This is a genomic window from Nocardioides sp., from assembly GCF_041600255.1.
Classification (GTDB): domain Bacteria; phylum Actinomycetota; class Actinomycetes; order Propionibacteriales; family Nocardioidaceae; genus Nocardioides.
In genome coordinates this window covers 1-14,953 of record NZ_JBFIKK010000022.1, presented here as the reverse complement: position 1 = coordinate 14,953, position 14,953 = coordinate 1, and the positions used below count along the sequence as shown (strand labels likewise).

The window sequence follows — 14,953 nt, the reverse complement described above, 5'->3', positions numbered from 1 at the left end:
GATCGGGGTTCGTCCACCTCGGGAGCCTTCGATGTCCGCTGTTCCACCTGCCCCTCGGCGTGCCCTGATCTGCTCGATCGTGCTCGCGCTGGGGGCCCTGGTCCTGCCCGCCGTTCCAGCCTCCGCGGCCAACGCCTGGGACGTTCCCCGGGACGCCACGGTCACCGTGCGCGGGCACGGCTACGGCCACGGCCACGGGCTCTCCCAGTACGGCGCCCAGCGGGCTGCCGGGCTCGGGAAGACCTACCGCCAGATCGTTCGCTTCTACTACCCCGGGACGAGGTGGGGCAGGGCCGGCGGCACGGTGAAGGTGCTGCTGACCGCGGACACCACCCGTGACGTCGTGGTGCGGGCCCGCTCGGGGTTGACGCTCCGCAGTCTCGGCGCTCGACGTGCCTGGCCGCTCACCCGGGTCGCTCCCCGGGCGAACCGGTGGCGGATCACGCCGGCCGCCCGTGGCCGCAGCATCATCGCCTACCGGACCAAGCGGTGGCACACCTGGCGCACGGTGCCCGGAGACGCGGAGTTCGCGGCCGGCGGGAAGCCGATCACGCTGCAGACCCCGGCCGGCGCCCGGCGCTACCGCGGCATCCTGCGCTCGGCCTCGGTCGCGGGTCGGGGCCGCGATCGGGACACGGTGAACATCCTGAGCCTGGAGAGCTACCTGCGCGGCGTCGTCCCGCTGGAGGTGCCGGCCCTGTGGCACCGGCACGCCGTCCGCGCCCAGGCGATCGCTGCGCGCACGTACGCGGCCTTCGAGCGCGCCGCCGCGCCCTCGCGGCACTACCAGATCTGCGACACCGCACACTGCCAGGTGTACGGCGGCCACTCCGCCGAGCACTCGGCCTCGAACGCCGCCGTCCGGGCAACGCGGAAGCAGGTGCTGACCAAGGGCGGCCGACCGATCTTCGCGCAGTTCTCGGCCAGCAGCGGTGGGTGGACCTCGGCGGGTGCGTTCAGCTACCTGAAGGCCAAGGAGGACCCCTACGACCGGTGGAAGGGCAATCCGCACCACGCGTGGCGGGTCGCGCTGAGCGACGAGGAGATCGAGGCGCAGTGGCCGGGCATCGGCAACCTGACCCGGATCCGGGTGAACCGTCGCGACGGCAACGGCGACTGGAACGGTCGCGTCGAGGAGATGACGCTCACAGGTGAGGACGGTTCGGTCACCGTCTCCGGCGACACCTTCCGGCTGCGCTTCGGCCTGCGTTCCTCGTGGTTCACCTTCCGGGTCAGCTAGGACCCGGGCACGCAAATTACAGATTTGTAGTTCAACCACTTTCCTTGCAGCTCCCTTCCGAGCGTGATGCGATGCGGTGTCACATCCGTCCCAAGCACCACTTCCGCATCCCCCCGGAGCCCCCCGCATGCCGCAGCCCCCGTACGCCGCCCCGCGCCTTCGCGCCCTCGGGACGACCGCGCTGACGGCACTCCTCGCCGCCTCCTCGGTCCTCGGTGCCGCTCCGGCCAACGCCGGGAAGGCGGACCGGTGGAGCGTGCCCGACCGGGCCTGGGTCACCATCACCGGTCACGGCTTCGGCCACGGCCACGGCATGTCGCAGTACGGCGCCCAGGGTGCCGCCCGCTCGGGCCTCACCCATCGCGACATCATCGACTTCTACTACCCGGGCACGACCTGGGGGCAGGCCGAGGGCCGGGTCAGCGTGATGATCTCCGCCGACACCACCGACGACGTGGTCGTCCTGGCCCGACCCGACCTGAGCCTGCGGGACACGGCCGTACGGGGGCGCACGCTCCTGCCGGACAACGGGGCGGAGCAGTGGCGGATCACGGTCGCCCGCAACGGTGAGAACCGGGTGGCCTACCGCACCGACCGCTGGCGTCGGTACGCCACGCTCGAGGGGGAGGGCGAGTTCTTCGCCAAGGGACGCCCGATCACCCTCGTCACGCCGTACGGCGAGCGGACCTACCGTGGGCGGCTGCGCGCAGCGGCGCCCAGCGAAGGCTCGCGCGCCCGGGACACGGTCAACGTGCTCTCGCTCGAGCACTACCTCAAGGGCGTCGTCCCGCTCGAGATGCCGGCGCTCTGGCACCCCGAGGCGGTCCGTGCCCAGGCGGTGGCCGCCCGCACCTACGCCAGCTTCGAACGCGACCACCCGCGCGCGAAGCACTACCAGCTCTGCGACACCTCCTCCTGCCAGGTGTACGGCGGGTACGACGCGGAGCACCCGGCCTCGAACGAGGCCGTGAAGGCCACCAAGCGGCTGGCCCTGACGGCCGACGGCAAGCCGGCGTTCACCCAGTTCAGTGCGAGCAGCGGCGGCTGGACCTCGGCCGGGTCGTTCAGCTACCTGCCCGCCCGCGAGGACCCGTACGACGACCACCCCGGCAACCCCGTCCACACCTGGTCGGTGAAGCTGATGGACACCCGGTTGGAGAGCGCCTGGTCGACGATCGGCGACCTGGAGCAGATCGTGGTGGTGCGTCGCGACGGCAACGGCGAGTGGGGCGGCCGGCTGCGTGAGGTCACGATCATCGGGAGCCGCGGGCGGGTCACCGTCAGCGGGGACACGTTCCGATCGGTCCTCGGGCTGCGCTCGACCTGGGTGACGTTCAAGGTCACCGAGCGACGCTGACCGGGGCTCAGGTCCCGCAGAAGGTGCGGTAGGCGCCGAAGTCGGCGGGCGCCGGTGCGGCGTACCGCTCCCAGCCGGGGCGGGGCCGGTACGGCGACCGCACCACCTCGACGAGTCGTTCGACGGGGCCCAGGTCGCCCTCGGTGGCGGCGGTCAGCGCCTCCTCCACCAGGTGGTTGCGCGGGATGTGGACGGGATTGACCCGGTCCATCGCGTCGGCGTCCGGCTCGAGGGCCGCCCAACGCTCCCGCCACGCGTCGAAGCCGGCCAGGTCGAGGAAGAGCCCCCGCGCCGGCTCCGCGTCACCGCGGGCGGCTGCGGCCAGCGCCCGGAAGAACGTCGTGAAGTCCACGTGGCTCTCCTGCAGCAGGGCCAGCAGGTCGGAGACCAGCGAACCGACGACCGCCGCCTCGAGTCCCTGCGGGAGGCCGAGCTTCGCGCGCATCCCGTCGCTCCAGGCAGCGGCGTGGATCCGCCCGAAGCCGCCCAGCGCCTGTACGGCCAGCTCGATCGCCCGCTCCTGGTCGTCGTTGATCAGCGGCAGCAGTGCCTCCGCGAGGCGGGCCAGGTTCCACTGCGCCACGACCGGCTGGTTGCCGTAGGCGTAGCGACCGCCCTCGTCGATGGAGCTGAAGACCGTGGCCGGGTCGAAGGCCTCCATGAAGGCACAGGGACCGTAGTCGATCGTCTCGCCCGAGATCGTCATGTTGTCGGTGTTCATCACGCCGTGCACGAAGCCGACGAGCATCCATCGGGCCACCAGCGAGGCCTGGTCGGCGACGACCGCCTCGAAGAGAGCCAGGGCCGGCACCTCGGCGGTCGCGGCCTCCGGGTGGTGGCGGGCGATCGCGTGGTCGGTGAGTCGGCGCAGCAGGTCGAGATCGCCGGTGGCGGCGACGTACTGGAAGCTGCCCACCCGCAGGTGACTGCCGGCCACCCGGGCCAGCACCGCTCCCGGCAGCACCGTTTCGCGCCGTACCGGTCGACCGGTGGCCACCACGGCCAGCGAGCGCGTGGTCGGGATGCCGAGGGCATGCATCGCCTCGCTGATCACGTACTCGCGCAGCATCGGGCCGACGGCCGCGAGCCCGTCGCCGCCGCGGGCGAACGGCGTACGTCCCGACCCCTTGAGGTGCAGGTCGACGAGTCGCCCCCGAGTGTCGGTCAGCTCGCCCAGCAGCAGCGCCCGGCCGTCACCCAGTCGGGGGGAGAAGCCGCCGAACTGGTGCCCGGCGTACGCCTGCGCGACCGGGGTCGCGCCCTCGGGCACGCCCGTGCCCAGCAGCAGCCCCAGGCCGTCGGGCCCGCGCAGCCACTGCGGATCGAGGCCCAGCTCGGCCGCCAGCTCCTCGTTCAGCGCGAGCAGTCGGGGCTCGGGAGCCTCCGCCGCCTGCCAGGGCACGGCCAATTCCCCGAGCTCCCGCGCGAAGCGGTTGTCCAGGCGGATCACGGGCGGGGGTACGACGCTCACCCCACGAGCCTACGACCCTGGCTGTGACGCGGTGTTGTTGACGCTGAGGACACCCCCGGGGGCGTGTTCAGCGACGATAACCCCGCGTTACAGCGGAAGGGGCGGGTGCTCAGCCGAGTACCAGCACCAGGTCGCCGCCCTCGACGGCCTGGGTCCCGGTGAGCGCGAGCCGCTGGACGGTGCCGGCGACGGGTGCGGTGATCGAGGCCTCCATCTTCATCGCCTCGATCGTCGCGACGGTGTCCCCGGCCGCCACCTGCGCGCCCTCCTCGACCGCGATCGTGACGACCCCCTGGAACGGCGCGGCCACCTGCCCGGGCTGGGCGGGGTCCGCCTTCTCGGCTGCCGCCACCTCGGCCGCGACGTTCCGGTCGCGCACGCTGATCGGGCGGAGCTGGCCGTTGATGGTGGCCATCACGGTCCGATAGCCGCGCTCGTCAGCGTCGCTGATCGCCTGCACGCCCAGGATCAGGGTCTTGCCCTCGGCGATCTCGACCTCGTGCTCCTCGCCCTGCTGGAGGCCGTAGAGGTAGTCGAGGGTGGAGAGCACCGAGATGTCGCCGTACCGCTCGCGCGCTTCGTTGAACTCCCGGGTCGGCCCGGGGAAGAGCAGCTCGTTGAGAGTGCGCCGGGGGTGGGTGCGCAACGACTCGCGCTGCTCGTCGGTGAGCTCGGCGTGCGCCGGCTGCCAGGAGCGGCCCTCGAGCGCCTTGGTGCGGAACGGCTCCGGCCAGCCGCCGGGCGGGTCACCGAGCTCGCCGTTGAGGAAGCCGATCACCGAGTCCGGGATGTCGAAGGAGGCCGGGTCCTCGGCGAACTGCGCCGCGTCGGCACCGGCCGCCACCAGGTGCAGGGCGAGGTCGCCGACCACCTTGGAGGAGGGGGTGACCTTCACGAGATGGCCGAGGATGTCGTTCGCGGCGGCGTACATGTCCTCGATCTGCTCGAACTTCTCGCCCAGGCCCAGCGCGATCGCCTGCTGGCGCAGGTTGGAGAGCTGGCCGCCGGGGATCTCGTGGGTGTAGACCCGCCCGGTCGGCGACGGCAGCCCCGACTCGAACGGCGCGTACACCCGCCGGGTCGCCTCCCAGTAGGGCTCGAGGGCGCAGACCGCCGCCAGCGACAGCCCGGTCTCGCGGGCGGAGTGGTCGGTGGCGCTGACCAGGGCCGACAGCGGCGGCTGCGAGGTCGTGCCGGCCATCGGCGCGGTCGCGGCGTCCACGGCGTCCACGCCGGCGTCGATCGCGGCCAGCAGGGTGGCGAGCTGGCCGCCGGGGGTGTCGTGGGTGTGCAGGTGCACCGGCAGGTCGAACCGCTCCCGCAGCGCCGTGACGAGCGTCCGGGCGGCCGGGGCGCGCAGCAGGCCGGCCATGTCCTTGATCGCCAGGACGTGGGCGCCGGCGTCGACGATCCGGTCGGCCAGCTCGAGGTAGTAGTCCAGCGTGTAGAGCGTCTCGGCGGGGTCGGAGAGGTCGCCGGTGTAGCAGAGCGCCACCTCGGCGACCGTGGTCCCGGTCGCCCGGACCGCCTCGATGGCCGGGCGCATCTGCTCGACGTCGTTGAGCGCGTCGAAGATCCGGAAGACATCGATGCCGGTGGCGGCCGCCTCGGCCACGAAGGCGTTGGTCACCTCGGTCGGGTACGGCGTGTAGCCGACCGTGTTGCGCCCGCGCAGCAGCATCTGCAGGCAGATGTTCGGCACCGCCTGACGCAGCGTGGCCAGCCGCTCCCAGGGGTCCTCGGAGAGGAAGCGCAGCGCCACGTCGTAGGTCGCGCCGCCCCAGGCCTCCAGGGACCACAGCTGCGGCGTGGTCCGGGCGACGTGCCCGGCGACGGTGAGCAGGTCCTTGGTCCGAACCCGGGTGGCGAGCAGCGACTGGTGGGCGTCGCGGAAGGTCGTGTCGGTCACCGCGACCCGGTCCTGCCGGCGCAGTCGGCGCGCGAACTCCTCGGGGCCGACGTCGAGCAACAACTGTCGGCTGCCGTCGGGGGCCGGCACGGCCAGGCTCAGCGGCGGCAGCTTGCTCGCGGGGTCGATGCTGACCGGTGCGGAGCCGTGCGGCTGGTTGACGGTCACGTCGGCCAGGTAGGTCAGCAGCTTGCTGCCCCGGTCGCCCGCACCGCGCGCGGCCATCAGGTGCGGGTGCGTCTCGATGAACGCGGTGGTGATCTGCCCGCTCGCGAAGTCCGGGTCGTCGAGGACCGCCTGGAGGAAGGCGATGTTGGTGGAGACGCCCCGGATCCGGAACTCGGCCACCGCCCGACGCGCCTTCTCCACGGCCTTGTCGAAGGTGCGGCCACGGCAGGTGAGCTTGGCCAGCAGGGAGTCGAAGTGCGCCGAGACCTCGGCGCCCGTGTACGTCGTCCCGCCGTCGATGCGGACGCCGGCGCCGCCGGGGGAGCGGTACGTCGTGATCTTGCCGGTGTCGGGACGGAAGCCGTTGGCGGGGTCCTCGGTGGTGATCCGGCACTGCAGCGCGGCGCCGCGGATCACGATCGACTCCTGGCTCAGACCGAGGTCCGCGAGGGTCTCGCCGGCCGCGATCCGGAGCTGGGACTGGACGAGGTCGACGTCGGTGATCTCCTCGGTGACCGTGTGCTCGACCTGGATGCGGGGGTTCATCTCGATGAAGACGTAGTTCCCGTCCGGGTCGAGCAGGAACTCCACCGTGCCCGCGTTGCGGTAGCCGATCTCGCTCGCGAAGCGCACCGCGTCGGCGCACATCCGCTCCCGGATCTCCGGGTCGAGGTTGGGTGCGGGCGCGATCTCGACGACCTTCTGGTGGCGGCGCTGCACCGAGCAGTCGCGCTCGAAGAGGTGAATCACGTTGCCGGCGCCGTCGGCCAGGATCTGCACCTCGATGTGGCGCGGGTCGACCACGGCCTGCTCCACGAAGACCGTGGGGTCGCCGAAGGCGCCCTCGCCCTCGCGCATGCAGGTCTCGATCGCCTCGCGCAGGTCGCCGGGCTCGTCGACGCGTCGCATCCCGCGTCCGCCACCGCCGGCCACGGCCTTGACGAAGAGCGGGTAGGGCAGGGCGGCACAGGCCTCGACGAGGGCGTCCACGTCGGTGCCCGGCTCCACCGAGGCCAGGGTCGGCACCCCGGCGGCCTTGGCGGCCGCGATCGCCCGCGCCTTGTTGCCGGTGAGCCTGAGCACGTCGGAGGTGGGGCCGACGAAGGTGATCCCGGCGTTGGCGCAGGCCTCGGCGAGGTCGGGGTTCTCGGAGAGGAAGCCGTAGCCCGGGTAGACCGCGTCGGCGCCGGCCCGCACCGCCGCCGTCACGATCGCCTCGGGGTCGAGGTAGGCGCGCACGGGGTGGCCGCGCTCACCGATCTCGTAGGACTCGTCGGCCCGGAGTCGGTGCTCGGACCAGCGGTCCTCGTGCGGGAAGACGGCGACCGTGCGCGCACCGACCTCGTACGCCGCCCGGAACGCCCGGATCGCGATCTCGCCACGGTTGGCGACCAGCACCTTGGAGAACATGGCCCTCAACCTACAAGCGTCGGCTCCTCGAGGAACTGACTGACCAAACCCGGGACGGCGGCGTCCGCGAGCCGTACGCCGGCCCCCTCGGGCACGTCCAGGACGGTGACCGACTGGCGTCCGCCCGCGGTGGTGGCGACCAGCGAGGTCAAACCCGCACGCCGCTGGAAGAAGGTGGCGCGGTAGTTCCAGCCGATCACGTCCTCGGCCGCCAGCATCTCGCGGCGCCGCTCCAGACTCCCCGAGCGGGCGACGACGTACCCGTCGACCAGGGCGTGCCCCAGCGAACGGGCCCGGTCTTCGGCCAGGACGGCGCCGAGCAGCGGCGCCAGCACCACCAGCACGAGCAGGGAGGCGGGGGCTTCGGCCCGGACGACCAGGAGCAGGGCGGCGGCGGCCACGACGCAGGCGCCGGCCAGGGCGCGGGTGTAGCGCCGCAGGCGGGCCCGCGGGCCGTGCCCGGTCAGCCCCGTGTCCACGGGTCCGGGGGCACCCAGGACGTCCCGGGCGGCCCCGGCCACCACGCCCACGGGTGCCGAGGGGACGAGCGTCGAACTGCCCTGCTGCTGGCGGTCCAGGCCGGTGACGATGGCGCTCAGGTGAGCGCCGCCCACCGCACGGAGCCCGATCGGTTCGCTCAGCGCGACCCCGCTGAGCCGGTCCGCGTCGAGGCTGGTCTCCCGCGTCGTGAGCAGGCCGCGCCGCAGGTGCCAGCTGTTGTCGGTCCGGGTGTGGATCAGGGTGAATCCCCAGTTGCCGACCAGGTAGCCCACCACCGCGAGTGCCGCGACGGTCGCCAGTCCGGCGAGCGAGAGGGCGAGCAGCCCGATCCACCAGCCGAGGGAGACGCCGTCGTCGAGCAGGGAACCGGTCTGCAGCTCGTCGGTGCCGCCGCCCAGCGTGACCAGGAGCTGGAAGGCCGCGCCCAGCACGCCGAGGCCGAGCAGCAGGCCGGCCGCGGTGAACGGCGCGAACCTCGCCCACATCGGGTCGAACCGCAGCAGGACCCGGGCGTTCTCCGGCGCGGCCGCCTCCTCGCGGGCCTCCGGCGTCGCGTGCAGCAGTTCCTCACGCAGCGCCCGGGCGCGGTCGGTGGGCAGGCCGTCCAGGTCGAGTCGGTCGTCGTCGTCGGTGGAGGCCGTCCCCGTGCCGATCCGCACGGTGGTCAGCCCGAGCACCCGCTGGACCAGCGAGGCGGTCAGGTCGACGGTGCGCACCCGGTCGAGCGGGGTGGACAGCACGTGCCGGTTCAGCAGGCCGCGGCGCAGCTCGATCCGGCCGGCGGCGATGCGGAAGCTGGTGGTCAGGTAGCGCAGCAGTCCCAGGGCGACCGGGACGAGGACCCCCAGCAGCTCCCACGGCGTCCCGTCGCCACCGGCGGCGTTGCCGGCGATGAAGATGCCGACCAGCACGGGCAGGAAGCGGCCCACCTCCCGGATCGGGTGGACCAGCAGCATCCGCGGGTCGAGCCGCTGCCAGCTCTCGTCGTGGTCCAGCGCGCTCATGTCGCGTCGCCGGCGACCGCGTCCGCCTTCACGGTGAGCTCGTCGACCAGGCGGCGGGCCAGCAGCTTGTCGAGCCCGGCGATCTCCAGCGCCCCGGCCGAGGAGGCCGTGGTGACGGTGACCGAGGCCAGACCGAAGAGGCGGGAGAGCGCCCCCTCGACGTAGTCGACGGTCTGGATCCGCGACATCGGGGCGATCCGACGCTCGCGGGCCCACCACCCGGTCTGGGTGTAGACGGCCGTCTCGGTGACCTCCCAGCGGTGCACGAGGTAGCGCCACTGCGGCACCACCACGTCGTACGCCGCGAGCACGCCGCCGACGAGCGCGAAGACCCACCAGGGCAGGTCGAGCACGTGCCACACCGGGCCGAGCACGACCAGCACCGCCAGGACGACGGCGCTGTGCACCAGGGCCTCGAGCAGCCAGACCAGTCGAGCCCGCGGGCTGACGCGCTGGCTCGGTTCGCGCAACCCGGGGCCGGACATCAGTCCTTGAGCTCGCAGATGACCGCGCCGTTGGTGACGGTGGCGCCGACCTCGGCCTGCAGGCCGGTCACGGTGCCGGACTTGTGCGCCTTGAGCGGCTGCTCCATCTTCATCGCCTCGAGCACGACCACGACGTCGCCCTCGGCGACCGCCTGGCCCTCCTCGACCGCGATCTTCACGATCGTGCCCTGCATCGGGCTGGTGACGGAGTCGCCGCTGGCGGCGGACCCGGCCTTCTTGCCCGCGGCGCGCTTGGGCTTCTTGGCGCCGGCTGCCGGCCCGGCCGCCAGCGTGTTGAGCCCGGCGGGGAGGACGACCTCGAGCCGCTTGCCGCCGACCTCGACGACCACCCGCTGGCGCTCGCCCTCCTCCTCGGCCTCGGCCGAGTCGCCGGCGTACGGCGCGATCTGGTTGTCGAACTCGGTCTCGATCCAGCTGGTGTAGACGCTGAACGACTCGCCGTCACCGACGTACGCCGGGTCGCTGACCACGGCCTGGTGGAACGGGATGACCGTGGGCATGCCGTCGACGACGAACTCCGCCAGGGCGCGACGCGAGCGCTCCAGCGCCTGGGTGCGGTCGCGGCCGGTGACGATCAGCTTGGCGATCAGCGAGTCGAACGCGCCGGGGATCGTCTCGCCGTTCTCGTAGCCGCCGTCCAGCCGGACGCCGGGGCCCTGCGGCGGGCTCCAGGCGGTGAGCGTGCCGGGGGCGGGCATGAAGTTGCGTCCGCCGTCCTCGGCGTTGATCCGGTACTCGATCGAGTGGCCGCGGATCTCGGGGTCGTCGTAGCCGAGCTCCTCGCCGGCGGCGATCCGGAACATCTCCCGGACCAGGTCGATGCCGGTGACCTCCTCGGAGACGCAGTGCTCCACCTGGAGGCGGGTGTTCACCTCGAGGAACGAGATGGTGCCGTCCTGGCCGATCAGGAACTCGCAGGTGCCGGCGCCCACGTAGTCGGCCTCGCGCAGGATCGCCTTGGAGGACTCGTAGAGGCGGGTGATCTGGTCCTCGGTGAGGAACGGCGCCGGCGCCTCCTCGACGAGCTTCTGGTGGCGGCGCTGCAGCGAGCAGTCGCGGGTGGAGACCACGACGACGTTGCCGTGCTGGTCGGCCAGGCACTGGGTCTCCACGTGGCGGGGCTTGTCCAGGAACTTCTCGACCAGGCACTCGCCGCGGCCGAAGGCGGAGACCGCCTCGCGGACGGCCGACTCGTACTGGTCCGGGATCTCCTCCAGGGTGCGCGCGACCTTCAGGCCACGACCGCCGCCACCGAAGACCGCCTTGATCGCCACCGGGAGACCGTGCTCCTCGGCGAACTTCACGACCTCGTCGGCGTCCTTGACCGCGTCCTTGGTGCCGGGCGCCAACGGGGCGTTGGCGCGCGCGGCGATGTGCTTGGCCTTGGCCTTGTCGCCGAGGGCGTCGATCGCGGCCGGGGGCGGCCCGATCCAGATCAGCCCGGCGTCGAGGACGGCCTGGGCGAACGTGGCGTTCTCGGCGAGGAAGCCGTAGCCGGGGTGCACCGAGTCGGCGCCGGTCTTCTGCGCGACCGCGATGATCTTCTCGATGTCGAGGTAGGAGTCGGCCGGGGTGGAGCCGTTGAGCGAGTGCGCCTCGTCGGCCAGCCGCACGAAGACCGCGTCGCGGTCCGGCTCGGCGTACACCGCGACACTCGCGATACCGGCGTCCTTGCAGGCGCGGATCACGCGCACAGCGATCTCGCCACGGTTGGCGATCAGGACCTTCTGCAAGGGCTTGTTCTCGGGCACGTGCGCTCCTGGTCTTCTACGACGGTTCTCCGCGACGCAGGGTATCGCCCGTCGTCCGGGACAGACGCCCAGGTCTCACGTTCAGGCTCCTCGGCCCACCCCCACGGTCGGTTAACAAGCGCTAACCTCCGGGCTACGATGGGCTCCATGACCTACGAGCTGTCCCGAGAGCACGAAGAGTTCCGTCGTAGCGTCCGCGAGTTCGCGGAGGCCGAGATCGCGCCGCACGCGGCACAGTGGGACCGCGACCACCACTTCCCGGTCGACGTGGTGCAGAAGATGGGCAAGCTCGGGCTCTTCGGCCTCACCTCGCCCGAGGAGTACGGCGGTGCGGGGGAGGACGGCGACTTCACCAGCCTCTGTGTCGCGATCGAGGAGATCGGCCGTGTCGACCAGTCGATGGGGATCACCCTCGAGGCGGCGGTCGGCCTGGGCATCAACCCGATCCTGACCTTCGGCTCGAAGGAGCAGCAGGACACCTGGCTGCCCGACCTCGTCTCGGGCGAGAAGCTCGCCGGCTTCGGGCTCACCGAGCCGGGCGCCGGGTCGGACGCCGGCGCCACCCGGACCAAGGCCGAGTTGGTCGGCGACGAGTGGGTGGTCAACGGGTCCAAGCAGTTCATCACCAACTCCGGCTCCGAGATCACCAGCGTCGTCACGGTCACCGCCCGCACCGGCACCCGCGAGGGCGGCAAGCCCGAGATCAGCACGATCATGGTGCCGGCCGGCACGCCCGGCTTCACCGCCGAGAAGGCCTACGACAAGCTCGGCTGGCACGCCTCCGACACCCACCCGCTGAGCTTCGAGGACGCGCGCGTCCCGGCCGACCACCTGCTGGGGGAGCGTGGCCGCGGCTACGCCCAGTTCCTGGCCACCCTGGACGACGGCCGGGTGGCGATCGCCGCGCTCGCCGTTGGCTGCATCCAGGCCTGTCTGGACATGTCGGTGCAGTACGCCGGGGAGCGCCAGACCTTCGGCGGGCCGATCGGCCGCAAGCAGGGACTGGCCTTCCAGATCTCCGACATCGAGGTCATGCTGCACGCCAGCCGGCTGCTCACCTACCGGGCCGCCGCGATGAAGGACTCGATGGTCGACGGCCGGGGTGCGTCGATGAAGGAGTTCAAGCAGGCAGCGGCTGTTGCCAAGCTCTACGCCACCGAGAGCGCGGTCACCGCGACGAGGATCGCGACCCAGGTCTTCGGCGGCTACGGCTTCATGGAGGAGTACCCGGTGACCCGGTTCTACCGGGACGCCAAGGTGCTCGAGATCGGTGAGGGCACCTCCGAGGTGCAGCGGATGCTGATCGCGCGGGGTCTCGGCCTGCCCGTCGAGTGACGGCGTCGGAGCCCGCGTCCGCACTCGCCGGCCCCCGGACGGCTAGCCTTGCCGCCATGGGAGTCCGCTGGCAGCGCCTGCTCACCGAGGCGAGCCGCTTTGCCGCCGTCGGCGGACTGGCGACCGTGGTGGCCTTCGTGCTGTTCAACACCCTGGTCCACGGCTTCAGCATGGGCCAGATGGCGCTGCTCCACGACCACGTCATCGTGGCCTACGTGGTCGCGAACACCGTGGGCATGGCGATCAGCTACCGGGGCACCCGCAGCTGGGCGTTCCGGGACCGGCCGCCGCGACAGGCCGACGGCGGCCGGCTGGCCTTCGTCGCGATCAACCTGGTCACGATGCTGCTGCCGATCGGGTGCCTGTGGTTCAGCCGGAACGTGCTCGGCCTCGACGACCCGCTGTCGGACAACATCGCCGCCAACGTGATCGGCCTGCTGATGGGTCTGGTCTCGCGGTTCTACCTGTACCGGACGTTCGTCTTCCGGCGGCCGCTGCACGTGCCGCACCGGTCGCTCTCGCACCCCTCGGCGCAGGCGGACGGACCCCTCAGCGACGCCACAGGGCGGGCCAGGCCCGACCGAGTTCCCCCGTCAGTTCTCTGAGCAGCGGCAGGCTGACCCCGACCACGTTGTGGTGGTCGCCCTCGATGGCCCTCACGAAGGCGCCACCGAGTCCGTCGACGGTGAAGGCCCCCGCGACGTGCAGCGGTTCGCCGGTGGCGACGTACGCCGCGATCTCGTCGTCGTCGACCTCGGCGAAGTGGACGGTCGTCGATGCGGTGGCGGCGACCACCCGGCCGCCCTCGCCGGCCTCGCGCAGGCTGTGACCGGTGTGCAGGACGCCTGAGCGTCCGCGCATCAGCTGCCACCGCCGGACGGCCTCCTCGGCGTCGTGCGGCTTGCCCCAGGCCCGGCCGTCCAGCTCGAGCACCGAGTCGCAGCCCAGCACCAGCGCACCCTCGGGTACGTCGTCGCGGGCGGCCACCGTGGCGCACTTGAGCTCGGCCAGCTGCAGGGCCAGCTCGGCCGGCGGCAGGTCGCCCAGCTGGCTCTCGTCGACGCCGGAGACGATCACCACCGGGTCGATGCCGGCGCTGCGCAGCGTGGCCAGTCGCGCCGGCGAGGCCGAGGCGAGGACGAGCACGCTCGCGGGGCCTGCATCGTTCTGGCCCGGGATCTGCTGGGTCGAGCTCTGCTGGCCCGAGCTCATCGAGGCAGCGAGCTCGCCCGCCAGGCGCCTGCGCCCGGCTGCAGGTGCGGGCGCACCTTGGCGTGGTTCGCGCTCCAGGCGGGCGTCGGGGTCGGCGCCGGTGCCTCGGCGCCGCCGAGGGAGGAGAAGACCGCCACCAGGGCGGCCACCTCCTCCGGCGTCGCGTCGGAGTCGACGACCCGCAGCAGCGGGGCGGCCGGCTGCTCGGAGCTCACAGCGGGATGTTCCCGTGCTTCTTCGCGGGCAGGATCTCCCGCTTGGAACGGAGCAGGCGCAGCGAGCGGACGATCTCCTGACGGGTCTCGTGGGGAGCGATGACCGCGTCCATGTAGCCCCGCTCGGCCGCGATGTAGGGGTTGGCCAGCGTGGTGTCGTACTCGTCGACGAGCTCGGCGCGACGCGCCTCCACGTCCCCGCCGTCCTTCTCGACCTGCAGCAGCTCCTTGCGGTGCACGATGTTGGCCGCGCCCTGGGCGCCCATCACCGCGATCTGGGCGGTCGGCCACGCGACGCACATGTCGGCGCCGAGGTGCTTGGACCCCATCACCACGTAGGCGCCGCCGTAGGCCTTGCGGGTGATGACGGTGACCAGCGGGACGGTCGCCTCGCCGTAGGCGTAGATCAGCTTCGCGCCACGGCGGATGATGCCGTTGAACTCCTGGTCGGTGCCCGGCAGGATGCCGGGCACGTCGACGAACGTGATGACCGGGATGTTGAAGGCATCGCAGGTCCGCACGAACCGGGCTGCCTTCTCGGAGGCGTTGATGTCGAGGGTGCCGGCGAACTGCATCGGCTGGTTGGCGACGACGCCGACGGGGCGGCCCTCGACCCGGCCGTAGCCGATGATGATGTTCGGTGCGTACAACTCCATGACCTCGAGGAACTCCTCGTCGTCGAGGACCGCGGTGATCACGTCGTGCATGTCGTAGGGCTGGTTCGGCGAGTCCGGGATCAGCGTGTCGAGGCTGCGGTCGAGGTCGCTGATCTCGAGGTCGGCGGGCTCGTCGTAGGCGACCGGCTCGTCGAGGTTGTTCTGCGGCAGGTAGCTCAGCAGGGCCTTGACGTACTCGATCGCGTCCTCCTCGTCGG

The 14,953-nt window shown here is 72.1% G+C and carries 12 protein-coding genes; 4 read left to right on the top strand and 8 right to left on the bottom strand.

Translation table 11 applies throughout. The features are described from left to right. The first annotated feature begins 31 nt into the window (after positions 1 to 31). Both ABZE72_RS04560 and ABZE72_RS04555 read left to right on the top strand, forming a co-directional pair. A complete protein-coding gene (locus ABZE72_RS04560) occupies positions 32 to 1,240 on the top strand; it encodes a SpoIID/LytB domain-containing protein (RefSeq protein ID WP_372727836.1) in 1,209 nt (402 codons plus the stop codon). Positions 1,241 to 1,367: 127 nt separating this feature from the next. Then, a complete protein-coding gene (locus tag ABZE72_RS04555; protein ID WP_372727835.1) occupies positions 1,368 to 2,597 on the top strand; it encodes a SpoIID/LytB domain-containing protein in 1,230 nt (409 codons plus the stop codon). Positions 2,598 to 2,604: 7 nt separating this feature from the next. Here ABZE72_RS04555 and ABZE72_RS04550 read toward each other — a convergent pair whose 3' ends face one another. The 5 genes from ABZE72_RS04550 to ABZE72_RS04530 form a co-directional block, all read right to left on the bottom strand. Continuing rightward, positions 2,605 to 4,068 carry a YdiU family protein gene (locus ABZE72_RS04550; protein ID WP_372727834.1) on the bottom strand — a complete coding sequence of 488 codons (1,464 nt, stop codon included), beginning with the start codon at positions 4,066 to 4,068 and terminating at the stop codon, positions 2,605 to 2,607. A 109-nt stretch (positions 4,069 to 4,177) separates the two neighbouring features. Next, positions 4,178 to 7,555 carry a pyruvate carboxylase gene (locus tag ABZE72_RS04545; RefSeq protein ID WP_372727833.1) on the bottom strand — a complete coding sequence of 1,126 codons (3,378 nt, stop codon included), beginning with the start codon at positions 7,553 to 7,555 and terminating at the stop codon, positions 4,178 to 4,180. Positions 7,556 to 7,560: 5 nt separating this feature from the next. After that, positions 7,561 to 9,060, bottom strand: a complete 1,500-nt coding sequence (locus tag ABZE72_RS04540; protein ID WP_372727832.1) for a PH domain-containing protein — start codon at positions 9,058 to 9,060, stop codon at positions 7,561 to 7,563. Beyond that, positions 9,057 to 9,545, bottom strand: a complete 489-nt coding sequence (locus ABZE72_RS04535) for a PH domain-containing protein (RefSeq protein WP_372727831.1) — start codon at positions 9,543 to 9,545, stop codon at positions 9,057 to 9,059. The genes ABZE72_RS04540 and ABZE72_RS04535 overlap by 4 nt, the downstream gene beginning before the upstream one ends. After that, complete coding sequence (locus ABZE72_RS04530) at positions 9,545 to 11,317, bottom strand: biotin carboxylase N-terminal domain-containing protein (protein ID WP_372727830.1); 1,773 nt, start codon at positions 11,315 to 11,317, stop codon at positions 9,545 to 9,547. Before ABZE72_RS04530 ends, ABZE72_RS04535 begins: the two co-directional genes overlap by 1 nt. Before the next feature lie 147 nt (positions 11,318 to 11,464). Here ABZE72_RS04530 and ABZE72_RS04525 point away from each other — a divergent pair, with 147 nt between their 5' ends. Both ABZE72_RS04525 and ABZE72_RS04520 read left to right on the top strand, forming a co-directional pair. Continuing rightward, positions 11,465 to 12,652, top strand: a complete 1,188-nt coding sequence (locus ABZE72_RS04525) for an acyl-CoA dehydrogenase family protein (protein ID WP_372727829.1) — start codon at positions 11,465 to 11,467, stop codon at positions 12,650 to 12,652. Positions 12,653 to 12,708: 56 nt separating this feature from the next. Further along, positions 12,709 to 13,257, top strand: a complete 549-nt coding sequence (locus ABZE72_RS04520) for a GtrA family protein (protein WP_372727828.1) — start codon at positions 12,709 to 12,711, stop codon at positions 13,255 to 13,257. On the opposite strand, the gene ABZE72_RS04515 is transcribed toward ABZE72_RS04520, so the two are convergent. The 3 genes from ABZE72_RS04515 to ABZE72_RS04505 all read right to left on the bottom strand — a co-directional run. Next, a complete protein-coding gene (locus ABZE72_RS04515; protein WP_372727827.1) occupies positions 13,202 to 13,864 on the bottom strand; it encodes a nucleoside triphosphate pyrophosphatase in 663 nt (220 codons plus the stop codon). The genes ABZE72_RS04520 and ABZE72_RS04515 overlap by 56 nt on opposite strands. Then, positions 13,861 to 14,079, bottom strand: a complete 219-nt coding sequence (locus ABZE72_RS04510; protein ID WP_372727826.1) for an acyl-CoA carboxylase subunit epsilon — start codon at positions 14,077 to 14,079, stop codon at positions 13,861 to 13,863. The genes ABZE72_RS04515 and ABZE72_RS04510 overlap by 4 nt, the downstream gene beginning before the upstream one ends. Further along, positions 14,076 to 14,953: acyl-CoA carboxylase subunit beta (locus ABZE72_RS04505; RefSeq protein WP_372727825.1), on the bottom strand; the 878-nt coding region annotated here is incomplete at its 5' end. The genes ABZE72_RS04510 and ABZE72_RS04505, both read right to left, overlap by 4 nt.